The 23,441-nt window shown below is 73.2% G+C and carries 21 protein-coding genes and 6 tRNA genes; 11 read left to right on the top strand and 16 right to left on the bottom strand.

Annotated elements, in window-relative coordinates; all coding sequences use genetic code 11:
* Positions 1 to 42: 42 nt before the first annotated feature.
* Positions 43 to 1,107: a cell division protein ZapE gene (gene zapE, locus GSF02_RS11615; RefSeq protein WP_159796331.1), complete on the top strand. Its 1,065-nt coding sequence runs from the start codon at positions 43 to 45 to the stop codon at positions 1,105 to 1,107.
* Positions 1,108 to 1,153: 46 nt separating this feature from the next.
* Here zapE and GSF02_RS11610 read toward each other — a convergent pair whose 3' ends face one another.
* Genes GSF02_RS11610 through glgX form a run of 3 tightly spaced genes read right to left on the bottom strand, consistent with a single transcriptional unit; the run spans position 1,154 to position 5,860 of the window.
* The gene (locus GSF02_RS11610) at positions 1,154 to 2,062 is read right to left on the bottom strand and encodes a PPK2 family polyphosphate kinase (protein ID WP_159796328.1); all 909 of its coding nucleotides are present in this window, start codon (positions 2,060 to 2,062) and stop codon (positions 1,154 to 1,156) included.
* Positions 2,063 to 2,117: 55 nt separating this feature from the next.
* On the bottom strand, positions 2,118 to 3,686 hold the full coding sequence (locus GSF02_RS11605) for an alpha-amylase family protein (RefSeq protein WP_159796325.1): 1,569 nt from the start codon (positions 3,684 to 3,686) through the stop codon (positions 2,118 to 2,120).
* Positions 3,683 to 5,860: a glycogen debranching protein GlgX gene (glgX, locus tag GSF02_RS11600; protein ID WP_159796322.1), complete on the bottom strand. Its 2,178-nt coding sequence runs from the start codon at positions 5,858 to 5,860 to the stop codon at positions 3,683 to 3,685. Before glgX ends, GSF02_RS11605 begins: the two co-directional genes overlap by 4 nt.
* A 137-nt stretch (positions 5,861 to 5,997) precedes the next feature.
* On the opposite strand from glgX, the gene GSF02_RS11595 reads away from it, so the two are divergent.
* Entirely contained in the window at positions 5,998 to 6,306 is a 309-nt protein-coding gene (locus GSF02_RS11595; protein ID WP_159796319.1) for a hypothetical protein, read from the top strand.
* Between the two features lie 21 nt (positions 6,307 to 6,327).
* Here the strand turns inward: GSF02_RS11595 and GSF02_RS11590 are convergent, their stop codons facing one another.
* The 4 genes from GSF02_RS11590 to GSF02_RS11575 form a co-directional block, all read right to left on the bottom strand.
* The gene (locus GSF02_RS11590; protein ID WP_235915510.1) at positions 6,328 to 6,606 is read right to left on the bottom strand and encodes a hypothetical protein; all 279 of its coding nucleotides are present in this window, start codon (positions 6,604 to 6,606) and stop codon (positions 6,328 to 6,330) included.
* 67 nt (positions 6,607 to 6,673) lie between these two features.
* Positions 6,674 to 7,000, bottom strand: a complete 327-nt coding sequence (locus GSF02_RS11585) for a DUF2277 domain-containing protein (RefSeq protein WP_159796316.1) — start codon at positions 6,998 to 7,000, stop codon at positions 6,674 to 6,676.
* Positions 7,001 to 7,073: 73 nt separating this feature from the next.
* Positions 7,074 to 7,148: transfer RNA gene (locus GSF02_RS11580), tRNA-Val, on the bottom strand.
* Between the two features lie 40 nt (positions 7,149 to 7,188).
* Positions 7,189 to 7,261, bottom strand: a tRNA-Gly gene (locus GSF02_RS11575).
* A gap of 214 nt (positions 7,262 to 7,475) precedes the next feature.
* Between GSF02_RS11575 and GSF02_RS11570 the strand changes: the two genes are divergently transcribed.
* Positions 7,476 to 7,946: an ester cyclase gene (locus tag GSF02_RS11570; protein ID WP_159796313.1), complete on the top strand. Its 471-nt coding sequence runs from the start codon at positions 7,476 to 7,478 to the stop codon at positions 7,944 to 7,946.
* 118 nt (positions 7,947 to 8,064) lie between these two features.
* On the opposite strand, the gene GSF02_RS11565 is transcribed toward GSF02_RS11570, so the two are convergent.
* The 3 genes from GSF02_RS11565 to GSF02_RS11555 all read right to left on the bottom strand — a co-directional run bounded on the left by GSF02_RS11565 (position 8,065) and on the right by GSF02_RS11555 (position 8,376).
* A tRNA-Val gene (locus GSF02_RS11565) sits at positions 8,065 to 8,136 on the bottom strand.
* A gap of 24 nt (positions 8,137 to 8,160) precedes the next feature.
* A tRNA-Cys gene (locus GSF02_RS11560) sits at positions 8,161 to 8,231 on the bottom strand.
* Between the two features lie 72 nt (positions 8,232 to 8,303).
* Positions 8,304 to 8,376 (bottom strand) — tRNA-Gly (locus GSF02_RS11555).
* 154 nt (positions 8,377 to 8,530) lie between these two features.
* Between GSF02_RS11555 and GSF02_RS11550 the strand changes: the two genes are divergently transcribed.
* From GSF02_RS11550 to GSF02_RS11535, 4 genes are all read left to right on the top strand, one after another.
* Positions 8,531 to 9,640 carry a chorismate-binding protein gene (locus GSF02_RS11550; protein ID WP_235915509.1) on the top strand — a complete coding sequence of 370 codons (1,110 nt, stop codon included), beginning with the start codon at positions 8,531 to 8,533 and terminating at the stop codon, positions 9,638 to 9,640.
* A 48-nt stretch (positions 9,641 to 9,688) separates the two neighbouring features.
* Entirely contained in the window at positions 9,689 to 10,282 is a 594-nt protein-coding gene (locus GSF02_RS11545; protein WP_159796310.1) for a dihydrofolate reductase family protein, read from the top strand.
* A gap of 22 nt (positions 10,283 to 10,304) precedes the next feature.
* Positions 10,305 to 11,162, top strand: a complete 858-nt coding sequence (locus GSF02_RS11540) for an aminotransferase class IV (RefSeq protein ID WP_159796307.1) — start codon at positions 10,305 to 10,307, stop codon at positions 11,160 to 11,162.
* Positions 11,163 to 11,296: 134 nt separating this feature from the next.
* Positions 11,297 to 11,368 (top strand) — tRNA-Val (locus GSF02_RS11535).
* A 439-nt stretch (positions 11,369 to 11,807) separates the two neighbouring features.
* Here GSF02_RS11535 and GSF02_RS11530 read toward each other — a convergent pair.
* The gene (locus tag GSF02_RS11530; RefSeq protein WP_159796304.1) at positions 11,808 to 14,420 is read right to left on the bottom strand and encodes a helix-turn-helix transcriptional regulator; all 2,613 of its coding nucleotides are present in this window, start codon (positions 14,418 to 14,420) and stop codon (positions 11,808 to 11,810) included.
* Between the two features lie 84 nt (positions 14,421 to 14,504).
* Here GSF02_RS11530 and GSF02_RS11525 point away from each other — a divergent pair, with 84 nt between their 5' ends.
* Positions 14,505 to 15,392: an SDR family oxidoreductase gene (locus GSF02_RS11525; protein WP_159796301.1), complete on the top strand. Its 888-nt coding sequence runs from the start codon at positions 14,505 to 14,507 to the stop codon at positions 15,390 to 15,392.
* Between the two features lie 211 nt (positions 15,393 to 15,603).
* Here the strand turns inward: GSF02_RS11525 and GSF02_RS11520 are convergent, their stop codons facing one another.
* The 5 genes from GSF02_RS11520 to GSF02_RS19160 all read right to left on the bottom strand — a co-directional run bounded on the left by GSF02_RS11520 (position 15,604) and on the right by GSF02_RS19160 (position 19,909).
* Positions 15,604 to 15,987, bottom strand: a complete 384-nt coding sequence (locus GSF02_RS11520; RefSeq protein WP_159796298.1) for a DUF1801 domain-containing protein — start codon at positions 15,985 to 15,987, stop codon at positions 15,604 to 15,606.
* A 684-nt stretch (positions 15,988 to 16,671) separates the two neighbouring features.
* The gene (locus tag GSF02_RS11515) at positions 16,672 to 17,406 is read right to left on the bottom strand and encodes an adenylate/guanylate cyclase domain-containing protein (protein WP_159796295.1); all 735 of its coding nucleotides are present in this window, start codon (positions 17,404 to 17,406) and stop codon (positions 16,672 to 16,674) included.
* A 57-nt stretch (positions 17,407 to 17,463) separates the two neighbouring features.
* Positions 17,464 to 17,994 carry an alpha/beta fold hydrolase gene (locus GSF02_RS11510; protein ID WP_159796292.1) on the bottom strand — a complete coding sequence of 177 codons (531 nt, stop codon included), beginning with the start codon at positions 17,992 to 17,994 and terminating at the stop codon, positions 17,464 to 17,466.
* A 24-nt stretch (positions 17,995 to 18,018) separates the two neighbouring features.
* Entirely contained in the window at positions 18,019 to 19,041 is a 1,023-nt protein-coding gene (locus tag GSF02_RS11505; protein ID WP_159796289.1) for a cyclic nucleotide-binding domain-containing protein, read from the bottom strand.
* A 268-nt stretch (positions 19,042 to 19,309) separates the two neighbouring features.
* Positions 19,310 to 19,909, bottom strand: coding sequence for a TSUP family transporter (locus GSF02_RS19160; protein ID WP_408003889.1), 600 nt, complete (start codon positions 19,907 to 19,909; stop codon positions 19,310 to 19,312).
* 394 nt (positions 19,910 to 20,303) lie between these two features.
* Here GSF02_RS19160 and GSF02_RS11495 point away from each other — a divergent pair, with 394 nt between their 5' ends.
* From GSF02_RS11495 to GSF02_RS11485, 3 genes are all read left to right on the top strand, one after another.
* Positions 20,304 to 21,371 carry an MSMEG_0568 family radical SAM protein gene (locus tag GSF02_RS11495; protein ID WP_159796283.1) on the top strand — a complete coding sequence of 356 codons (1,068 nt, stop codon included), beginning with the start codon at positions 20,304 to 20,306 and terminating at the stop codon, positions 21,369 to 21,371.
* A 1-nt stretch (position 21,372) separates the two neighbouring features.
* Entirely contained in the window at positions 21,373 to 22,833 is a 1,461-nt protein-coding gene (locus GSF02_RS11490; protein ID WP_159796280.1) for an MSMEG_0567/sll0787 family protein, read from the top strand.
* Between the two features lie 79 nt (positions 22,834 to 22,912).
* Positions 22,913 to 23,434, top strand: coding sequence for an MSMEG_0572/Sll0783 family nitrogen starvation response protein (locus tag GSF02_RS11485; RefSeq protein WP_159796277.1), 522 nt, complete (start codon positions 22,913 to 22,915; stop codon positions 23,432 to 23,434).
* The last annotated feature ends 7 nt before the right edge of the window (positions 23,435 to 23,441 follow it).

Below are 23,441 nucleotides of genomic sequence, written 5' to 3'. Positions count from 1 at the left end.
GCGGGCGGTGGGGCGGCGGCCGCGAGCGTAGGGTGGTGCCCCGTGACGAGCGCGCCCACCCGCAGCACCACCGCCCCGACGTCCCTGACGTCGGTGCGCCCCGCCGTCTCGCCGCAGCGCCTGCTGGACGACCTCGTGCCGCCGCGGCACTTCGCGCAGGCCCGCTTCGCGACCTACCGCGCCAACCCCGCCTACCCGAGCCAGGCCGCGACGCTCGCGCGCCTGGAGGAGGTGGCCCGGGAGATCGCCGCGCCCGCGCCGTCGGGGCTCAAGGGGCTGTTCGCGCGCCGGCGGGCCGCGCCGCCCGCCGTGTACATGGACGGCGGCTTCGGCGTCGGCAAGACGCACCTGCTGACGTCGCTGGTGCACGCCGTGGGCACCGACGTCGCCGCGTACGGCACCTTCGTGGAGTACACCAACCTGGTCGGCGCGCTCGGCTTCCTGCCCACGGTCGACGCGCTCGCCACCAGGAAGCTGGTGTGCATCGACGAGTTCGAGCTCGACGACGCCGGTGACACCACCCTGATGTCCCGGCTGCTGCGCGAGCTGACCGACCGGGGCGTGGCGCTCGCGGCCACGTCGAACACGCTGCCCGAGGCCCTCGGCGAGGGCCGGTTCGCCGCGGAGGACTTCCTGCGCGAGATCCAGGCGCTCGCCGAGCGGTTCGAGGTGCTGCGCGTCGACGGCGAGGACTACCGGCACCGCGCCGTCGTCACCGCGTCCGAGCCGCTGCCTGCCGCGACCGTCGAGCGCGTCGCGACCGCCCGGGCGGACGCGACGCTGGACGACTTCGACGCGCTGCTCGACCACCTCGCCACCGTGCACCCGAGCCGCTACGGCGCGCTGCTCGACGGCGTCGGCATGGTGGGGCTCACGAACGTGCACCCGGTGACGCGCCAGGAGGTCGCGCTGCGGCTGGTGGTGCTCGTCGACCGCCTCTACGACCGGGACGTGCCCGTGCTGCTGGCGGGCGCCGGCGAGGCGGGGCTGTTCTCGGAGGAGATGCTGCGCGGCGGCTACCGCAAGAAGTACTTCCGTGCCCTGTCCCGGCTGGGCGCCCTCGCGGAGGAGGGCCGCACGCTGGCGGCCGGGACCCCGGCCGGCTGAGCGCCGGGGCGCCCGGAGCGCCGGGTCGCCCGGGGCGCCCGGGGCGTCAGGTCGCCGCGAGCCGGCGCCGCTCCTCCTCGACGTCGAACGCCGGCTCCGGCCAGCCGAGGTCGAGGGAGCGCAGCGCGTCGAGCAGCAGCTCGCCCACGGCCAGGCGCGTGAACCACTTCCGGTCCGCGGGGACGACGTACCACGGGGCCACGTCGGTCGAGGTGCGCTCGAGCATCTCCTGGTAGGCGTCGAGGTACTCCGGCAGCCGCTTGCGGGTGTCGACGTCGCCCGGGTCGTACTTCCAGTACTTGTCGGGGCGCTCCAGCCGCTGCGCGAGGCGGGAGCGCTGCTCGTCGGCGGACACGAAGAGGGCGCACTTGACGATCGTCGTGCCGGCCGCGGCCACCTCGGCCTCGAACTCGTTGATCTCGTCGTAGTGCGCCCGCCAGGTGGGCTCGGGCTCGAGCCCGGCCACGCGCACGACGAGCACCTGCTCGTGGTGCGACCGGTCGAACACCCCGATGTAGCCGGGGCGCGGCAGGGCGTTCCGCACGCGCCACAGGTATCCGTGCGCCGCCTCCTCGGCGGTCGGCGGACCGAAGGACCGGTGCATGACGCCCTGCGGGTCCACGAGCCCCACGACGTGCCGCACCACGCCGCCCTTGCCCGCCGTGTCGAGGCCCTGGAGGACGAGCAGCACGCTGCGGGTCCCGCCCGTGCGCCCGTCGGCGAAGAGCCGCTCCTGCAGGTCGGCGAGCTCGACGGCCTGGCCCTCGAACAGCTCCTCGCCCGCGTCGCGGCCGCCGTCCCAGCCGGGGGTGGCGGAGCAGTCCAGCGAGCGCACGTCGGTGCCCGGGCGCCAGCGCAGCGCCTCGGTGGCCGGGACCTGCCAGCGCCGGACGAGCCGCCCGAGCCGGTCCTGGGCGTCGGCCTCGTCGCCGCGCCGGGTGTGCTTGCCGCTCATGGCCGGAGACTAGCCAGGCCCCGCCGCGTGCGCGCGGCCAGCCGCGGCCGGCGCCTCAGCCCGCGGCGCGCAGCACCGCTGTGCAGCGGCCGGGCACGGTCACGACGTCGTCGTCGCGCCGCGTCGCGGGCGACCAGGCCGCCACGAGCTCCCAGGCGCCCGCCCCGCCGGGCAGCGCGTCGCCCAGGGACACGGCGGCGGGCGCCGCGCGGGTGGCGAGGACGAGGGCGGCGTCGCCGCGGCGGACGACGAGCGCCGTGCCGTGCACCTGCACGTCGACGGGCGAGCCCATCTGGGCGGTGACGGCGCGGCGCAGGGCCAGCAGCCTGGTGCACCAGGCGACGAGCCGCCCGCCGGGCGTGCCGGCGCCGCCGACCGGCAGGTGGTCGTCGTCGAGGACCAGCGGGGTCCCGGCGAGGACGGCGAACGCCAGCAGGCTCGCGCGCTCGTCCTCGTCGTGCGCGAGCGGCGCGGTGGCCGGCCACGGCACGGACCGCGTCGCGCCGGGGAGGCGGGTGAGGTCGCCGACGACCAGGGACGCGGCCCGGGGCGTGGCCGGGTAGGCGCGGCGCGCGGTGCGGTCGCCGACCAGCGGCAGCCGGGTCAGCGGAGTCACCGTGCGGGCGAGCACGCGCAGCCCGCCGACGTCGACGGGCGCGCCCGCGCGGCCGGCGGCCAGGGCCGCGGCGACCGCCGTGGTCAGCCGGTCGCTGCGGCCGGGCCCGTCGACCAGCAGCGCGAGCCGGCGGCCCAGCTCCGCGGAGGCGGCCGCAGCCTGCTCGGCGAGCTCCGACAGCAGCGGCGGCCCGGCGCCGTCGCTGAGCGCCTCGACGTCGAGCATGAGGCCGTCGACGTGGAACTGGACGAACCACCGCGCCGCGTCGGCGAGCAGGACGTCGCGCGGGCCCCGGCTGCCGGTCCCGGACAGGTTGATCCGGGCCGGCGGCCCGCCCGGACCCGCGTACGGCCCGAACGCCTCGAGGCCCAGCGCGGGCTCCACCGCCCACCGGTGCGGCAGCCCGAGGACGACGGCCAGGCCCACGCCGTGGGCGGCGTCGACGAAGCGGCGCAGCGCGTCGGGGCCGCCGTACGGCTCGTGCACGGCGAACAGCCGGACCCCGGCCGCCGGCCCGGTGTCCGGGTCGTGCGCGGCCAGCGGCGCCAGCTCGACGCCCTGGACGCCGGTGGCGGCGATCGCCGGCAGGTGCGCCGCGGCGGCGTCGAGCGTCCCGGCGGGGGTGAACGTCGCCACGTCCACGTGCAGCAGCACGCCCGTCTCGAGCGCGGGCGGCTCCCAGGCCGCGTCGCTCCAGGCGAACCGGGGGTCGAGCACGCGCGACGGTCCGTGGACGCCGCGCGGCAGCCACGCGGCGGCCGGGTCGGGCACCACGGGCCCGCCGTCGACCGAGAAGCCGTAGTCGGTGCCGGGCGCCAGCTCGTGGTCGGCGCTCCACCAGCCGGGGCGGTCCGCGCCGAGCAGCCGCAGCGGGCGGCGCTCGGCCGCGCCGCCGGGGCCGAGGACGACGACGTCGACCGTGGCGGCGCGCGGCGCCCAGACGCGGGGCCGGAGGTCCGGCCACGGCGTCGCGGGGCCGGGGCGCAGGGCGGGAGCGCCGGCCGTCACGGCGCCTGCGCCGCGGAGCCGGCGTCGGAGGCGCCGTCCCGCAGCGGAGGCCGCGTCAGCACGACGACGGACCGCGACATCACCGTGAGCGTGGTCCCGGCGGCGTGCTCGGTGCCGGGCTCGCTCGAGCCGTCCGTGTCGAGCACCGTCGTCCAGGCGGCGCCGTACCGGGCGGCCGGCAGGGTGAAGTCGAGCTTCTCGTAGTGGGCGTTGAACAGCAGCAGGAACGAGTCGTCGACGATGGGCTCGCCGCGCCGGTCCTCCTCGGAGATCGCGTCACCGTTGAGGAAGACCATCAGCGAGCGGGCGTAGGTGTTCTCCCAGTCCTGGCCGTCCATGGTGGCGCCGGTGAGGTCGAACCAGCCGATCTCCGGCAGCTCGCCGTCGCCGTCGGCCGCGGGGGAGGTGTGCCCGCCGACGAACCCGCGCCGGTGCAGCACCGGGTGCTCCAGGCGCAGGCGCACGAGCCGGCGGGTGAACTCGAGCAGCTCCGTCTCGTCGGGCTGCAGGTCCCAGTCCACCCAGGTGGTCTCGTTGTCCTGGCAGTAGCCGTTGTTGTTGCCGCCCTGCGTGCGGCCGAGCTCGTCGCCGTGGGCGATCATCGGCACGCCCTGGCTCAGCAGCAGCGTGGTCAGGAAGTTGCGGCGCTGGCGCCGGCGCAGCTCCAGGACCTCCGGGTCGTCGGTGGGGCCCTCGGCGCCGCAGTTCCAGGAGCGGTTGAAGCTCTCGCCGTCGTTGTTGTCCTCGCCGTTGGCCTCGTTGTGCTTCTCGTTGTACGACACGAGGTCGTGCAGCGTGAAGCCGTCGTGGGCGGTGACGAAGTTGATCGACGCGATGGGCTTGCGGCCGGAGTGCTCGTACAGGTCGCTGGACCCGGTCAGGCGCGAGGCGAGCTCGGGCAGCGTGGCCGGCTCGCCGCGCCAGAAGTCGCGCACGGTGTCGCGGTAGCGGCCGTTCCACTCGGTCCACAGCGGGGGGAAGCCGCCCACCTGGTAGCCGCCGTCGCCCACGTCCCACGGCTCGGCGATGAGCTTGACCTGGGAGATCACCGGGTCCTGGTGGACGATGTCGAAGAACGCGCTCAGCCGGTCGACCTCGTGGAACTGCCGGGCCAGAGTCGCGGCGAGGTCGAAGCGGAACCCGTCGACGTGCATCTCCTCGACCCAGTACCGCAGCGAGTCCATGATCAGCTGCAGCACGGCGGGGGAGCGCATGAGCAGCGAGTTGCCCGTGCCCGTGGTGTCGAAGTAGTGCGCCTCGTCGCCGTCGACCAGCCGGTAGTACGCGGCGTTGTCGATGCCCCGGAACGACAGCGTGGGGCCCAGGTGGTTGCCCTCGGCGGTGTGGTTGTAGACGACGTCGAGGATGACCTCGATGCCCGCCTCGTGCAGCGCCTTGACCATCGCCTTGAACTCCAGCACCTGCTCGCCGCGCGTGCCGGTGCTCGCGTAGGCGTTGTGCGGGGCGAAGAAGCCGATGGTGTTGTAGCCCCAGTAGTTCGCCAGCCCGCGGTCCTGCAGCACGGGGTCCTGGACGAACTGGTGCACGGGCATCAGCTCGACGGCGGTGACGCCGAGCTGCACGAGGTGCTCCACCATCGCCGGGTGGCCCATGCCCGCGTACGTGCCGCGCTGCTCCTCGGGGATGTCCGGGTGCAGCATCGTCATGCCCTTGACGTGCGCCTCGTACAGCACCGTGTCGTGGTAGTCGATCTGCGGCGGGCGGTCGTGACCCCAGTCGAAGAACGGGTTGACGACCACGGAGGTCATCGTGTGCCCGGCGGAGTCCTCGGCGTGCGGCTCGGTGCCCGTCACGGAGGCGTCCGGGTCGTCGAACGGGTAGGAGAACAGCGCCTGGTCGCCGTCGACCTGCCCGTCGATCGCCTTGGCGTACGGGTCCAGCAGCAGCTTCGAGGGGTCGCAGCGGTGGCCGGACGCCGGGTCGTACGGGCCGTGCACCCGGTAGCCGTACCGGGTGCCGGGCACGACGCCCGGCAGGTAGACGTGCCACACGAAGGCGTCGACCTCGCGCACCTCGTAGCGCTGCTCACCGCCGTCGTCGTCGAGGATGCACAGCTCCACCCGCTCGGCCGCGGAGGAGTAGATCGCGAAGTTCGTGCCGGTGCCGTCGAAGGTGGCGCCCAGGGGATAGGCGCGGCCGGGCCAGGTCTGCATGCGCCGAATCATCACACCGACGGGCGCTGCAGGCGCGCGGTGGGTCCGGCGGCCGCCGGCGCCCCGACCACCTCGGCAGGGAATAGTGTGCCAAGCGCGCCCGGGCGAACGAGGCGGGTCCGGCGGACAATGGCCGCATGAGCGAGGACAGCACCACCACCCAGGTCGAGCCCCCTGCCGGTGGCACCGACGGCACCGGCGCGGACACCGCGGGCACGGACACCACGGGCACCGGCGAGCGGCGGTACCGCGCGCGGCACCTGCTGGACGAGTCGATGGCGTCGAGCGCTCGGGTGGCGCCGCCGCAGTACCGGCCGTCGCCCGACGCCGACCCCCGGTCCGGGGGTGACGCGACGCGGGCGCCCCGGTCGCTCACCGACGCCGAGCGCGACTGGACCGACCTCGACTCGAGCGGCGTGGCCTGGGACGACCCCGAGGAGCTGTGACGCCCAGGCCGGGTCTCCCGGTCAGCGCGGGCGCCGGTCGAGCCCGACGGGGATGAGGCGGGGCATGCCCGCGGGGGCGACCTCGCTGAGGGCCAGGTAGCGCGCCTCGGCGCGGTGCAGGCGGATGTGCTCGTCGAGCGACCAGTCGGGCCCGTTGGTCAGCACCATGCCGCACGAGCAGTCGATCTCGACGACGCCGCCCGCCGCGCGCCGGACCTGGCCGACCGTGACGTGGGAGGCGCGAGCGCTGGCCTTCGCCCGGTGCATGCTCGCGCTGACGGCGGTTTCTGCGAGATCCACGCCGCGAGCCTAGCGGTCGCGGGGCGCCGCGGGCGCCGCGGCCGTCGGCCCCGCGCTGCGGCGGACCTCAGTGCGTGTGGGCGATGCCGAGCTCGTGCAGCCGCTCGTGCTCCTCGCGCGCCGCCATGCGCGCGGCGATGCGCTCCTGGACCTCGGCGCGGCGCAGCGGGGGCACCGTCTGGGGCGGCCGTCGGCGGGCCGGCAGCTCGGCCAGCAGCCGCGTCACGATCGCCGCGACCTGCTCCGTCGCCTCGTCGCACGGCTCGCGGACGGCCTCGGACGCCGAGCGCTGCACCCCCGTCACCTTGCGGACGAACTGCTCCGCCGCGGCGCGGATCTCCTCGTCGGTCGCGGGCGGCTCGAGCCCCCGCAGGGTGGTGATGTTCCGGCACATGCCTCGACGCTACGTGCCGGCCCGGGCACGCGGAAGGCCCCGGACCGGGTGGTCCGGGGCCTTGCGGTGATGCTGGTGGGCGATACTGGGATCGAACCAGTGACCTCTTCCGTGTCAGGGAAGCGCGCTACCGCTGCGCCAATCGCCCGAGGCACTGCCCTGCGGGGACAGCCCCCGGGCGGTTCCGGAGCGGATGACGGGACTCGAACCCGCGACCCTCACCTTGGCAAGGTGATGCTCTACCAACTGAGCCACATCCGCGCGACCGGGTTCTTCGGGATCTCTCCCGCGCTCCCGGCGCCTGAGGAACATTACTGGACCCGCGGCCCGGAGGTCCAATCCGGAGGGCTGTGACCTGCGCCGCCGTGACCGTCGTGACCTGACCGTCGTGACCAGGACCAAGGCCCCTGTCCGGCGGCCGCGCCGGCGGCGGACACTGGACGGACGTCTTCGTCCGACGAGGAAGGAGTCGCTCATGTCGACGCAGACGAGCGGGGGAGACGCCGTCCCCCGAGAGACCACCCTCCGGTCCGTGGCGGACCAGATCGCCGCCCTCAACGCGCACGACGCGCCACGCTTCGCCGCCTTCTTCAGCGAGGACACGGTCCTCGTCGACCCGTCGTACCCCGAGCCGCTGCGCGGCCGCGCCGCGATCGAGGAGGACATGACGAGCTTCCTCGGGGCGTTCCCTGACCTGCGGATGGAGGTCACGCGCACCGTCGTCGGCGGCGCGGAGGTCGCCGTGGAGGCGGTGGGCACCGGCACGCACACCGGGGCGCTGGTGCTGCCCGCCGGCGAGATCCCGCCGACGGGCCGGAGCGTCCGGTTCGCCTTCGCGGTCTTCGACACGCTCGACGATCGGGGGCTCATCGCCGAGGAGCGGCGCTACTACGACGTGATGAGCATGATGGCGCAGCTGGGGGTGGGTCAGCAGGGAGCCCCGTAGGGCAGCATCCTGCGTCCGTCGACGACGGAGGCGGGCGTGCGGTCCGCCTTCGCGGTCGCCCCTCGGTGGTGCGCGAAAGGCCCCGGACCGCGTGGTCCGGGGCCTTCGTGCGTCCGCGTGGGCGATACTGGGATCGAACCAGTGACCTCTTCCGTGTCAGGGAAGCGCGCTACCGCTGCGCCAATCGCCCGTGCCTGAGCAGAGCCAGGCTGAGAGGTGGGTACGGGATTCGAACCCGTGTATACGGCTTTGCAGGCCGCTGCCTCGCCTCTCGGCCAACCCACCAGCGAGACGTTCTCTCCCTCCGCTCCGCGTGCGGTGCTGCACCGAGGGAGACGATCAGAGAGTGGGCCTCCGAGCGGATGACGGGACTCGAACCCGCGACCCTCACCTTGGCAAGGTGATGCTCTACCAACTGAGCCACATCCGCGCGGCCGGTGACTCGGGGCGGTGGCCCCGCGCTCCGGCGCGTCCCAAACATTAGCCGTCCCGGGGCCGCGGCGTCCAATCGCCCCTGCTCGCGGCGGCGATCCGCCGCGAGGGTGCGCCCCCGGGCGGCGGGGCCGGACCGATAGCGTGCCGCCGTGCGCCAACGACACCGTCCCGTGGCGGCCTCGGCGTGGGCCCGGTTCGCCGGCCGCCTCGCCACCGGCGTCGTCGAGAGCGTCGACGTGCTGCGCGAGCCCGAGCGGCTGCGCGCCGGCCTCTGGTTCGTGGTCGCCGACTTCGAGGCCGGGGCGGGCGGCCGGGCGCACGCGTGGCGGTTCGCGGACGTGCGGCCCGACGACGGCGGCGCGCGGGGCGGCGCCCCGGGCGGGCCGTGGCGCGGCCCCGCGCCGTCGGCCTGGCGCAGCTCGATGGACCGGGACGCGTACCTCGCCGCCGTCGAGCGCGTGCGGGCCCACGTGCGCGAGGGCGACGTCTACCAGGTGAACGTGTGCCGGGTGCTGGCGGCGCCGCTGGCCGTGGCCGGCGACGGGGCGGAGCCGGCGGCCGACGCGCTGGCCGCGCGCCTGGCGGCCGGCAACCCCGCGCCGCACGCCGCCGCGGTGCACGTGTCGGCCGGCCTGCCGGGCGTCGCCCCGGTGTGGGTGGTGAGCGCCTCGCCCGAGCTCTACCTCGCGCTCGGGCCCGGGCCCGGGGGCACGGTGGTGCGCTCGGGCCCGATCAAGGGCACGGCCCGCACGGCCGCCGGCCTGGGCGCCAAGGACCGCGCCGAGAACGTGATGATCACCGACCTGGTCCGCAACGACCTGCAACGGGTGTGCCGGCCGGGGACGGTGGCGGTCACGGACCTGCTCGCCGTCGAGCAGCACCCCGGCCTGGTGCACCTGGTCTCCCGCGTGCGCGGCGTGCTCGCCGACGACGTCGCCGCCGCGCCCGACCTGTGGGCGCGGCTCCTGGCGGGCACGTTCCCGCCCGGGTCGGTGTCCGGGGCGCCGAAGTCGTCGGCGCTGCGGGTCGTCGCCGAGCTCGAGCCGGTCCCGCGCGGGCCGTACTGCGGCGCGGTCGGCTGGGTCGACGGCGACGCGGGGCGGGCCGAGCTGGCCGTGGGGATCCGCACGTTCTGGTGGGCCGACGGCGTGCTGCGGTTCGGCACCGGCGCGGGCATCACCTGGGGCTCGGACCCTGCGGCGGAGTGGCGGGAGACCGAGCTCAAGGCCGAGCGGCTGGTCGCCCTGGCGAGCGGCTGACCGGCACGGGCGCCGATGAGAACGTGGCGCCGGCGTCGTCGCAGGGGCATGGGCATCGTCACCTGCGACCTCGCCGTCACCCTCGACGGCCTCTCCGCCACGGCCGACCAGTCGCTCGAGCGGCCGTTCGGGGCGCTCGACGCCGAGACGCTGCACGGCTGGCACCTCGAGCACGCCGCCGAGCACCGCGCCGAGTCCGACGCCATCACCGCCGCCGGGGCGTTCGTGATGGGGCGCAACATGTTCGACCCCGGCCGCGGACCCTTCGACCTGTCGTGGAAGGGCTGGTGGGGCCCGGAGCCGCCGTACCGCGCGCCGGTCTTCGTGCTCACCCACCACGAGCGGGAGCCGCTCGAGATGGCCGGCGGCACCACCTTCCACTTCGTCACCGACGGGCCGGAGGCGGCGCTGGCCCGCGCCCGCGAGGCGGCGGGGGAGCGGGACGTCGCCGTCGCCGGCGGCGCAACCACTGTCAACGAGTACCTGGCGGCCGGGCAGATCGACGAGCTGCGGCTGCACGTGGTGCCGCACGTCGCCGGCGTGCCCGGCGTGCGGCTGTTCGACGGCGTCGGACCCGTCGGCTGGACGGCGGTCTCGGGGCGGTGGACCCCCGAGGTCACGCACCTGGTGTACCGCAGGTGAGACCTCCGGCACACTGGCCCTCATGACCGGGACGGTGATCTGGGTGGCCGGCGCGTTCGTCGGCGAGGACGAGCGGGCGCTGAGCGCGGTGGACCACGGCATCACCGTGGGCGACGGCGCGTTCGAGACGTGCACGGTGGTCGACGGGCAGGCGTTCGCGCTGACCCGCCACCTGCGCCGGCTCGAGCGGTCCGTGACCGGGCTGGGCCTGGACCTGCCCGACGAGCAGCAGGTGCGCGACGGGGTGTCCGCCGTGCTGGGCCGCCTCGGCCGGGTCGACGGGCGCCTGCGCATCACCGTGACGGCCGGGCCCGGGCCGCTGGGCTCGAACCGCGCGCCGGCCGCGCAGACCGTCGTCGTCGCCGCGGCGGCGGGCGCCATGGCGCCCGAGGGGCGCGCGGTGCGCTCGCCGTGGACACGCAACGAGCGCTCCGCGATCGCCGGGCTCAAGACGACGTCGTACGCGGAGAACGTGGTGGCGCTCGCGGACGCGGTGGCCAAGGGCGGCGACGAGGCGCTGTTCGCCAACACGCTCGGGGACCTGTGCGAGGGCACCGGCACCAACGTCTTCGTCGAGCGCGGCGGCGAGCTGGTGACGCCGACGCTCGCGTCGGGCTGCCTCGCCGGCATCACGCGCGCCCTGGTGCTCGAGTGGGGGGCCGAGGCCGGCCTGCCGGTGCGCGAGGCCAAGGAGGGCGAGCTGCCGTTCACGGTGCTCGACGAGGTGACGCGCGGCGACGCGCAGCTGGTGCTGACCAGCTCGGGCCGCAACGTGCAGCCGGTGACGTGGCTCGACGGTGTGGACGTGGCGGTCGGAGAGGTCTCGCGCGCCGCGCGGGAGCTGTTCGACAGGCTGCACCGGGAGCGCGTGGATCCCTGAACCTCCCGCGCTGTCGCGGTGCGGAGGGCTGACCTGCGGCTCCGCCGACGGCGGTGATCGGGATGGTTCGGGTGGTGCGTCGAGAGCCGGTTTGAGTTCGCGTCCGATCTGTGGCTAATATCGTCCACGCACTCGGGCGATTGGCGCAGTGGTAGCGCGCTTCGTTCACACCGAAGAGGTCACTGGTTCGAACCCAGTATCGCCCACCTTCCCGAGAAGGCCCCTGACCAGCGTTTACGCAGGTCAGGGGCCTTTCTGTTTGTCCATGCAGATGGACGGAAGGGGCCAGATATGGCCCCTGTGGGTCTTCCTAAGACCCACCAGAGACCCACAGGTCGGTGCCAGACGAACACCTGACCACCGGGGAGGTACCAGCACGATGGCTGGAACGAGGCGCGGATTCGGCCAGACCGAACGCCGCAAGAACGGCAGGTCTGGCAGGACCGCGGGCTGGCGAGCCCGGTACGAGGGGCCCGACGGGTTCCGATACTCCTTCACCTTCACCACGAAGGCGGACGCCGAGGCATTCCTGCGCGGCGAGGAGGCCTTGATCGCGCGAGGCGCCCGGGTGCCGTGAAGGCGCGCCTGACCGCCGTGTCCGTCGGTGAGCGATGCGCGCAACTGCTCCGACGGCCGGGGACTTCCTCAGATCGGACTGTGTCTCGCTGGCACTTCAAGACCGGGTGCGCCAGACGCCAGGATTGTTCCGAGCTCGCTGCGGTCGGACACGCCGAGCTTGTGGCTGGCGCGGTAGAGGTGGCCCTCGACCGTCCGCACGGACACCGTCAGGCGGGTCGCGATGGCGCGGTTGGAGAGTCCGTGCGCGGCGAGGGTGGCGATCTCCCGTTCCCGGGCGGTGAGGGGGAGCGGCCGTGTCGCGGCGGCGAGGGCGGGGGTGTGTGCACCGGAACGCTGCGCCAGCCGCCCGGCCTCGGCGGCGGCGGTCAGGGCGGCTCCTGGGCGTCCGGCCCTGCGGTGCATGGTAGCGGCCTGGGCGGCGGCATCCCCGGCGGCAATGAGGTCGCCGAGGCGCGCCCATGCGCCGCTTGCTGCGAGGAGTCCGTCGGCGTCACGTTCCGCGAGCGCGAGGGCGTGGGTGAGCGCGCACTCGGCTCGGTGGCTGGAGGCTGCGAGCTCCGCGAGCCGTGCCGGCGTCTGCGGCGCGGGGGCGAGCTGGACCCAGGTCTGCCATGCGAGCACCTCGTAGGCCGGCGACTGCTGCCGGCGAGCCAGGTGCGCGGCGGCAGCTGCGAGCCGCGCGCCCTCGGTGGGGGCACCGTCCGCGGCGGCGCCCCAGGCGCGGGCGAGCAGGTCGTCGGGGGCGTAGAGCCGGTAGGCCGGATGCTGGTCCGTGGTGACGCCGTCGAGCAGGAGACCGGCCTCCTGCGCGCGACCCGAGAGCGACAGGGCCGCGGCCAGCAGTGTCCGGGCGCGGTAGCGGAACTCGTGGCCGGTAGGCGCCAGGCCTGCCCAGGCCTCGCGCAGCTGCTCGAGCGCCTCCCGGACGAGACCACGGGCGAGCGCGGCGTGCCCGGCGAGGACCTGTCCCATCAGGCGCGCGGGGCCCGGTAGGTCGGCCGAGGCGACCTGCATGTGCCGGGCGACCTCGTCGGCGGCGCCTAAGTCTCCGGCCAGGCGGTGACCGAGGATCTGGAAGTCCGCCAACCCGAAGCCGGGGATGGCGGTCGGTACGTGGTCGGAGGTGAGCCCGCCGAGCGCCGCCGCACCTGCGAGCAGGTCGGCGCAGCCCGTGACGGCGGCCGCCCCCGAGACGGCCGAGGCGGCGAGCAGCCGTGACAGCTCGTCGGGATGGTCCGCGTCGAGCAGCGTCGAGGCGTGATCCAGCACTTCGCGGATGTCGTCCAGCCCGACGGACAACGCGGCGGACATGGCCGCGGTGTGGACCGGCGCACCGCCAGCATGGTGTGCCGCGGCAAGCGCCGCGCGCGCGTCGCCCGGCCGGGCCAGCGTGAAGAAAAGGTTGCCGGCGCGATAGAGGTGCGCCATCGACCGGGTCGCGGGATCGAGCGCGCCGTCGGCGAGCACACGGAGGATCGCCTCTGCCTCCTCGCCCCTGCTGAGCCATGACAGCGCTGAGGCATGGAGGAGCAGCGCCGCCCGGTCGCCGGTCGTGGCGGCGGCTCGCGCCAGCCGCTCAGCGAGGGGCAGGTCGTGGAGCCGGAGCGCGGCCTCGGCGGCACGGAGGAAGAGCGGTGGGTCAGGGTCGAGGTCCGAATCGAGCACGAGCACCGCTCGGGGGATCAGGTCGGCGGGCTCGACGAGTGTTACGGCGACCAGGCCGCGGAGACGCCGCGCCCGCAGCCTGCCCATGACGGCTCGGCGGACCTCCCCGTACAGGGGATGCGCCAGGCGCAGGACGAGCGTTCCGCGCACCGCATCGGCACGGACCAGGCCGCGCGACTCGGCGCCCTCCACCGCATTCGCGGCCGTTAGGCGGGTGAGCGCGGGCGCCGCGACGGGCTCGGCGAGGGCGAGGATGTCAACGACGTCGCGTACGGCGGGCGGTAGTGCTCCGATCTGGTGCTGGAGGAGCGCGGCGAGGCCAGCAGAGATCGTCGGTTGGTCGGTCCAGCGCCAGATCCCCGCGGAGGGGGCGAGCCGGCCCGCGTCGAGCTCGCCGGCGACGAGGTGGCGCAGGTACAGGGGACTGCCCTCGGTCAGCGCCCACAGCCGGCGCGCGGACACAGATTCCACGGGCCCACCGAGGACGCGCGCGAGCAGCGTCGCGGTGGCGCCCAGGTCGAGCGGCCCGAGGTCCATCCGGGGCAAGTGGTCGTCCTTCCACAGCGCCGTCACGGGGTCGGGCGCCGGTTCGCCGGTGCGGACGGTGGCGATCACGGGGGCGAGCCGCTGGACGACGACGCGGTGGACGACGATGGCGGAGAGCTCGTCGAGAAGATGCGCGTCGTCGACGACGAGCACAACCGGCCCCGGCTCGACGAGACGTTGGATCGTGTCGGCCACGGCGTGCGCCGGTCCCTGAGGCTCGACGGAGACGCGCTCGGCCACGACCCCGGCGAAGGCCCCAAGCGGGTATTGACGAGCCGCCGTGCTTCCGTGCGCCCAGACCACCCGCCTTTGCCGGGCGGGGCCGCGCGTGAGGGCCTCACGGACCAGGCGGGTCTTGCCCACCCCGGGCGGGCCCGCCACGTGCACTCCTGCCGCACCGGGCCGGAGGGCCGCCGCGATCGCCCGCAGCTCCTCGTCGCGCCCGGTGAGCGACCACGGCCGCTCCATGACAGCAGCCTAGGTAGGCCGGCGCCAGGAGACGAGTAGTGCGCTACTTGCAACCGTGCGGCACAAGCAGGCGAGCGTGGGCCCATGACTACTCGATCAGTCCTCATCACCGGCGCCAGCCGCGGTATCGGCCGCGCCACCGCAATGCGCCTGGCCCGCTCGGGCTGGACCGTCTACGGCGGCGTCCGCTCCGACGTCGCCGCCAAGGAGCTCACGACGGAGTCCGACCAGATCGTGCCCGTGGAGCTCGACGTCACCGTCCCCGAGCACGTGGCCGCACTCGACGACGTCCTGCCCGACCACCTCGACGGCCTCGTCAACAACACCGGGATCGCGGTGGCAGGCCCCGTCGAGACGCTGTCCCGGGCGGAGGTGCACCACCAGTTCGACGTCAACCTCGCCGGTCCCCTCGAGGTTACCCGCGCGGTGCTGCCGCGGTTGCGCCGGGCTCACGGCCGGATCGTGTTCATCTCCTCGATCAACGGGCGTGTGTCCTTCCCATTCACTGGGATGTACAACGCGTCCAAGTACGCCGTCGAGGCAATCGCCGACTGCCTGCGGGTGGAGCTGCGGCCCTTCGGCGTATCGGTCGCGCTCGTCGAGCCCGGCGTCATCGACACCGAGCCATGGCACCGGATGGACGCGCTGATCGACCACCTCGAGGCCGCGCTCGCCCCTGAGATGCGTGCGCTCTACACCAACCACTTCACCGGCGAGCGGCTCTTGGTCGCAAAGATCCGCAAGGGCGCGTTGCCGGCAGACCGGGCGGCGCAAGCGGTCGAGCGGGCGCTCGGTCGCCGTCGGCCGCGCCCGCGCGCGATGGTGGGGCGCGACGCCCGAATCATCCTCGGCATGAAAACCCTGTTGCCCGCTAGGCGACTGGACAACATCTGGGCCCGAGGCCTTCACCTGCCCAGCACTTCCGCCCAGCAGGCGAGCGGGGCAGGGCCCACCGCAGTCCCACGACGCTGAGGGACCCGGCATCGCTGCACCGCAGCATCATGGGCGGGACTGGGTGCAAGCCGGTGACCGGACAGATGCGCTGATCCGGTGGGACGGCGGCGCGCTCCTACTAAGCTCCGTTGAGGCCTGAGGAGTCGCCCCGCATCGTCATCTTGGTGCAATCACGAACGGCATCAGCACGCGGCCGGTGTGCCCTCAGCCGGCCCCGAGACCGGACGATTCACGTGCTCATCCAGCGATTGACGAGGCGCACGACCGCGGTCTGGCGTGCCTCGACGTCGGCGACGTCACGGAAGGTGACGACCGCACGATCGGGGCCGCGCCAATCCAGCAGGCCCGTGGTGTCCTCGAACTGGAACTCCGCGCTGTCGTCCCGTGGCTTGGCGCCGCGGTGCAGGATCAGTTGGAACCGATCGCCTGGCTGTAGCCGGAATGTGGCGCGGTCGACGCCGCCGTAGCAGAAGCTCGGGGCATTCCACTTCACCTGCTCGGTGATCTGGTCGTTGGACGCCAGGATCGCGGAACGCAGCTGCTCGATCCCCGCCTTGAGCGGGTGCCGCAACTGAGACATGTAGGCGTCGACAGTCCGCGAGCTTCGTGCCATCGGGCGGCCTCTCTGATCGGTGTGGCTCCTGGCTTTCCCCTCACCGTAAGGGGGGCGGGTCGGTTCGACGTACGCGATGTGCCTCAACGTCGGTCCCCAGTGGGATGCAGCCTGCCATGACAGTCCCTGCTGAGCGCCGGTTGCGAGGTGCGCGCTCAGCGGGGGTCACCGAACGACTTCGCCGTCCCTTGGGCTCTTAGCGCCACCTCAGGCCCATGGCTTGAAATCGAGGGCGTCGGCGCGGCGCACGGAGTTCGGCGTTGCTGGTTCATAACCGGCGACGCGGTCCAAGCAATAGTGTGCCAAGCGCGGTACGGCCAGGCGCTGGAGCGGTCGAGGGAAGGGCACTGGGCGTATCGGCCGCGGATCTGCACGCGGTGCGAGAACGATCGCGGCGATCGGTCGCGCGGCTCGTTCGAGCGTCGTGACCCACCACGGTCCCAAAGCGTTGATGAAGCCGGCGTCCGCACACGTCCGTGGTCTGCGGCTGCTAGTTGCAAGCCCGTGCCCGATGCCGAAGGAACCCGCGCTCTGGGTCCCCACAGGTCGATGGCAGCGGTAGGAGCGTTCCGTGGTCCCTGGTGCCCCGCTGCCATCGGTGAGCGACTGCGGGGCGGCCATCCCGACCGCGGTCAAGTGGGCAGTCGCCTGCGGCCGTGCCATCCCGAGCCCACGGCGAAAACGTCAGTTGGTGTGTGAAGCGTCCGCAACTCGGTGCAGTCGCCAGCGCCCAGGCAGGCCGCGCAGGACCCTGCTCCCGGCCGGCTCGCACGATGGGGTATCACCGGCGAACATCTGCAGGATGGTCTCGGTCAGCAGTATTTCTCCGGCTCCCGCGAGGGCCGATACGCGGGCTGCGGCGTGAACCGTGCCTCCCGCGATGCCGTCGGACAGGACGGAGACCTCGCCCGCGTGAAGACCCTGCCGCACGGCAACGCCCTGTGTTCGCGAGACGTCGCGGATCTCCATCGCACACCGCAGCGCGTTGCTAGGGAGCGTGAACGTCGCCAGGAACTCGTCACCGGCAGTGTCGATCTCAGTTCCCTGATATCGGGCGAGCGCGGTTCGGACCACGGCGCGATGACTGGCCAGGAGGCGGCGCCATCCCTCGTCACCAAGCTGTCTGAGCAGTGCTGTTGACCCGACGAGGTCGGTGACTAGGATGGCCCGCAGCTCGCGTCGCGCCGGTGTGGCGGTGCGGGTGCCGGCGACGAGCTCTTCGAGCTCTGCCAGCACCGGGCCCCCTGGTAGGGCGGCGTCAGCGAGGCTGCCGTCGACCTCGATGAGCCGCGCGTCGGGCAGGTGGTCGACGAGCCACCGGACGCCCTCTAGGGGCACCAGGCTGCCGTCTTTCGGGCGCACGACGATTACGGGCGCCGAGACTCCGGACAGGTACGGGCGCAGGTCCATCTGGAGCATGGAACGCAAGGACTGCATCGCCATCGTGGGTGTGCCGGCCATGCGTTCCCAACGGCTTCAGAGCTCACTTAGGCGCGGGTCGGCAGCGAGACCAAGGTAGGAGAGGACATCCGCCTCGCCCCATCGCGACTGCGTCAGCATCCTGCTCGCCGCCTCGGTGAGCCCCCACGGGTGGCCAGGACGAGCCGTCAAGGTCGCCATGATCTCCGTGACGACCATGCCTGTGACCCGGTCCGGCGCCAGCGCCGCGGCTACGAGCGAGGCGGCCGCGCCGTCTGCTGCCCCGGTCAGCATCGCGCGTGGAGCGTCAGCAGCGTCCATCACCGCGAGAAGGTCAGCGGCACGTTCTTCGAGCGTGACGGGTGATCCTTGATGGTCGGAGAGCCCGGCCCCCCGCTTGTCGTAGATGATCACCCGGGCGACGCGGGCCAGCTGCTCCACGCCGCCGGCAAGCTCGGGTAGGTCCCACAGCGCCTCCAGATGAGTGGGGCCGGCGAAGGACTGCACGATGCACGCGTCCCCGGAGCCGACCACCTGGTACGCGATGTACAGGCCGTCGTTACGCGCGTAGTAGGTCCGTGGCGGCACGGTTGGCTCCTCGCCGCGTGGCTGTCACCCGGTGGAGTGTTCGCGCTGGTGCAGCTGTGACAAAGCCCGCAGTGCTTCGATGTCGATCGCATCGACGGGCACGACCGCGATGCGCGTCGGAGTGAGGCACTCGACGGTTGCGGTGCGCTCGCCGCCTTCCAGGATGGCGCGCTCGCCCAGCACGGCTCCGGGGCCAAGCTCTGCCACGGGAACATCATCGACGTCAACGCGCAGTATTCCGTCCAAGACCAAGTACAGCTCCGCGGCCCGGTCTCCTTGGCGCGTGACCGTGGTCCCCGGGGAAAGGCGCCGGTACTCGGGGACGCGCTCGCCGCGCATCACCCGGGTGGACAACCGTCGCTCCAAAGCACTCTCAAACCCGCTAACCAAGGTCGGTGAATCGTGGGCGCCCCAGGGAGTGTTGGAGCCGAAGGAGTGCGACTGCCAGGCCTCCAAGTCGGTCACGCCGCTCTTAAGGAGAAGTTGCCCGTCGCTTCCGTACACCCAGTGGCGAGGGAACGCGCTGGCGCCGGGCAGCTCGACGATGGTGCTCCCGTCGGGGCGGAGCGTGAGCGCCAGCGTCGTCCAGACGATGGGCGCGTGCCAGCGGACGAACGGAGGGTGTGGCACGGGACGAGGTAGAGGCGAGCCGGTACGGCCTCCCACCGTCTGAGTGAAGCGCACGCCGTCGGCGCTTACTTCCGGGTCGGGGCGCAAAGTCGGTAGGGCGAACCCGTCGAACGTGACCCTCGCGCGCGCCACGGAGATGTGCACAGTGCTCGAACTCACGTATCCCAACGACTCGTCGCCGAAGCCCCATGCGACGGGCCGTCCGCCATCTTCGAAGTCGGCCCAACCATGCAGGACGTTGGCGAAGCGGAAGCGGCTCTCGCGACACATTCGATCGATGTGCTCGTGGCCTGGCGCCGTCTCTGGTGGTGGGTCGTCGTACCTGCCCAGGCCGATCTCGAATCCCAGTCGCAGATACCCGCTCAACGACTCCGACGGGATCCACGACAGCGACATCACCCTTGACTCGACGCGCATCGTTCCGCCCTTCCGGCCGCGCTGCCGAACCAACTGCTACACCATCATCGACCCGCGCGGCCTCCGACGAAAGGGTCACCCGCGCCAACGCCACATGACGTCGCGGCCGCGGGCGCGGGCAGGCATGGTGGCCGACCACCTTTGCGCGCACCGAGGTGCGGGGTCACTCAGGACGCTGGTAAACGTTCAGGGCTTCGCCGCCTTGTCCGACAGCGTTGACGCAGGGGCGCGCCCGATCGGCGTCGCGGCGAGAGGTTTCGACCGCACGTCACCAGTGCAAGAGCCCGTGGGCGACGCTCAGTGCCGACCCGATAAGCGCCAGGGCGATCACGGTGAATCGTCCGCCGGCGGGACTCGGCGAGCAAGGAGTGCTCCGGCGACGAGTCCGAGAGCGAAAGCACCGGTGAGCGCCCCCATGCGACCGCGTCGATCTGAGGCCAGCTGTCAGGGGAGATCCCGACGGCGGTTGCGACGGCGATCCCAGCGGGAAAGCACTGCGGCCGCCGATGCCAGCCGAAGCTACGAGGGTCCCCGTCGCGGCACCCGTGACGGCCTGCCAACCTCTGCCCGCCCCGTGGATCTCGGTACGCGCGACGGCGATCGAAGCCGGCACCGCAGCGGCAAGCGCGACGCCAAGCACGACGCCAAGCACGACCTGCAACGGCGCCTCCGGCCCGGAACGGGCCACGACGGTCCCGAGGCCGACCCCGACCAGGCTTGTTCCGGTGAGCACCGCGAACGCTCTCCAGTCGACGTGCTGGCGCACTTGCCACCACGTGAGGGCAGCTGCCACTTCGCTCCAGACGTTCGCGAGCACCACGCCTTCGAGCGGGCCGAAGGCGATGGTGACGAACGGCGCCACGACCATCGCCAAGCCCATGCAGGTCCGCGAGGGCAGCTGGGCCAGTCCTGGCCAGGTCGGCGTGCCCCTGTCAGCGGTCCCGCGAGGTGGCCGGAGTTGGCCCTCCTCCGACCAAAGACCCGTGGTCATTGATGCCTGACGGGCGAATCCGTTGCGTTGAATGGCCCGCGATCGCACGTTCCTGTCACGAACTAGATGGAGCCACGCGGAACCGACCGGTCACCGGAAGCGTCCGGGATCACGGAGGTAGAGGCGTATTCCCAGCCCACCGACCACTTCCGTGACAGCGAGACCCAGCCCATATGGTGTGGCCAGATCGTCGTAGAAAGTCGTGAGTGCTGTCACACGTTCTTATTCCGCCAGAAACCACTCGGAAAGAACGGGCGCCTTAACTTGAGCCATGTCGCCCACCGACCAGCTCTCGACCCGAGTGAGCCTTGCCCTCCTCGGCGTGCGCAGCGACGCTCCGGTCCGCCGCAACGGCGGCGCGGGGCCGAGCGACGACGGACACTTCGTCATCGGCGGTACGGGTGCCGCCATCCCGCTCAACCCCGACAGTCCTTACCTCGTGCGCCAGGGTCGCCTGACGCTCGACGGTGCGGACCTCGGGATGGACGTGCAGCCGGTCACCCGCCCGCGATTCTACGACCTGACCACCGCGGACGGGACCCCGTACGACAAGATCGCCAAGCTGCACGGCCGTGACGTTCTCGCGACCACCGTGGTGCAGACCTGCGTGCGCTACGACGAGAGCGAGCGCTGCCGGTTCTGTGCGATCGAGTCCTCGCTGCGGTCCGGCACCACCATCGCGGTCAAGACGCCGGCGATGCTCGCCGAGGTGGCGCGGGCTGCGCGCGACCTCGACGGCGTCTCGCAGATGGTCATGACCACCGGCACCTCCAACGGCTGGGACCGCGGGGCCAAGCACCTGGCCCGCTGCGTCCGCGCCGTGAAGAAGGCGGTGCCCGAGCTGCAGATCCAGGTGCAGTGCGAGCCACCGGCTGACCTGCAGGCGATCACCGACCTGTACGAGGCCGGCGCCCGGTCCATCGGCATCCACGTCGAGTCCATGGACGACGAGGTGCGACGCCGGTGGATGCCGGGCAAGTCGACCGTCTCGCTCGACGAGTACCGGGCGGCGTGGCGCGAGGCGGTGCGCGTCTTCGGCCGCAACCAGGTCTCCACCTACCTGCTGGTCGGCCTCGGCGAGCACCCCGACGAGCTCGTCGCGGCGGCTGGTGAGCTCATCGAGATGGGCGTGTACCCGTTCGTGGTCCCGTTCCGGCCTCTGGCCGGCACGCTCGCCACCGACGTCGACCACGTGCCGGCGCCGCACCGTGGCACCGTTGCGGACATCACCCGCCGGGTGGGGGTGCTGTTGCGGAACGCCGGGATGCGGGGCGCCGACCAGGCCGCTGGCTGCGCCGCCTGCGGGGCGTGCAGCGCGTTGGCCGCGGTCGGGGGCTGACATGCTCGACGTCCCCGCCCTCACCGGGACGGTGGCCGTGCCGGGCGCGCCCCGACCGTGGACCGTCCGCCCGGCCGGCCCTCGGCACGTGGCCGACTACCGGGCGCTGCGACGCGACGTGTTCGTCGGGGAGCAGGGCCTGTTCGCCGGTGACGACCACGACCGCGTCGACGACGACCCGCGCACCGAGGTGCTGGTCGCGGTGGACGGCGAGGACCGGGTGCTGGGCGGCGTGCGCCTCGCCCCGGCACCCGAGGCCCTGGACGCCGCAGGCCGCGACATCGGTTGGTGGACTGGAAGCCGTCTCGTCGTCGCGCGCTCGGCGCGGCATGCCGGGGGGATCGGCGCGGCGTTGGTCCGCGCGGCGTGCGCCCGGGCCGCCGAGCTCGGCGTCCTGCGGTTCGAAGCGACGGTCCAGGCCCGCAACCGCATCCTGTTCGAGCGGCTCGGCTGGCAGGCGTGGGACTCGTGCGACGTGCAGGGGACTCCGCACGTGCGCATGCGCTGGCCTGTCACGCGGATCGCCGACCTGGTGACCTCGACCAAGACGGCGCTGGCCGCGCTGGTCGGGCCGCTGCTCGAGGACGCCGGCACCCTGGTGCCCGGCGGGACGCTCGGTGGCGCCGGGTTTGTCGGCGACGACGGCGCACCCGTACCCGGCACCGACATGGTCGCCGCGTGCGACGCGATCCTGCCGGCCCTGCTCGACCGGGACCCCGAGTGGGCCGGCTGGTGCGCCGTGCTGGTCAACGTCAACGACCTCACCGCGATGGGGGCCCGGCCGGTCGGGCTCCTGGACGCCCTCGGCGCGCCGACCCTGTCGTTCGCCCGCCGGATGATGAACGGTCTGCACAGCGCGGCCCAGGCTTGGGGCCTGCCGGTGCTGGGCGGCCACACACAGCTCGGAGTACCGGCCGCGTTGTCCGTCACGGCCCTCGGCCGCACCCATCGCCCCGTCCCGGGCGGCGGAGGGCGGCCGGGTGACGCGCTGTCCCTGACGGCAGATCTCTCCGGGCGCTGGCGGCGCGGGTTCCAAGGCCGCCAGTGGGACTCGACGTCCGCCCGCACGTCGGCCGAGCTGCGCCACCTGGCCGGCGCCGTCGCGACCGCGGCCCCCCGCGCGGCCAAGGACGTGTCCATGGCCGGCGTCGTCGGGACGACCGCGATGCTCGCCGAGGCATCGGGAACTGGGGCCGTCATCGACGTGGCGCACGTGCCGACCCCGTCGACCGCCGCGACAGGCGACTGGCTGACCTGCTTCCCCGGCTACGCGATGCTCACCGCGGACGCCCCCGGGCGGTCACGCCTGCCTGCCGCCGTCGGCCCCTTGGCGACATCGGCCGAGTGCGGCCGGCTGACCGCAGAGCCCGGGGTGCGCCTGCGCTGGCCCGACGGCGTCACCACCAACGCCGTCGTCGATCCTGCTACCGGCCTCGGCGCCGCCGGCCCCTCCGCCGGCTGACCGCCCCCGCGCCCCAAGACCCGCCGGAGCGACCGGCGCCCCACGACCCGCACGACCCCAACGAGAAGGAGCACGAAGAATGCCGTTCGACGAGCAGATCCAGGCCAACATCGAGGCGTCCCTCGCGGAGATCCCGCACCCCTCGCTGCCCAAGGGCACGAACCTGTACGGCTCCACCAAGATCTTCCCGGACTACAAGGCCGAGAACGGCGAGTCATACTTCACGCTGGTCCACGGCATCCCGCACGAGTCGTCGGTGAGCTTCGTGGCGATCCTGCAGGCCACGCGCGCCCTGCGGAAGGGCTTCGAGTCGGCCATCTACTTCTACGGCCCTGGCGCGCTCGCCTGCGCGGCCAACCGCGGCTTCCCCACCACGGGCGACTCCGGCTTCCCGGGCGAGCTCAACATGAACGGCTCGCTGGAGACGTTCATCGCCGAGGGCGGCACCGTCTTCTGCTGCCGGTTCGGCATGGCGCTGCACGGCATGCGCGAGGAGGACCTCATCGCCGGGGTGATCCCCGCCCACCCGCTGGACGTCCAGGACGCCCTGATCCACTACGCCCGCAAGGGCGCCATCATCAACTCCACCTACAACCTGTAGGAGCGCC

Source organism: Puerhibacterium puerhi, from assembly GCF_009846865.1.
GTDB lineage: Bacteria > Actinomycetota > Actinomycetes > Actinomycetales > Cellulomonadaceae > Puerhibacterium > Puerhibacterium puerhi.
The sequence above is the reverse complement of the archived record's forward strand: the minus strand, read 5'-3'. Positions and strand labels throughout refer to the sequence as shown.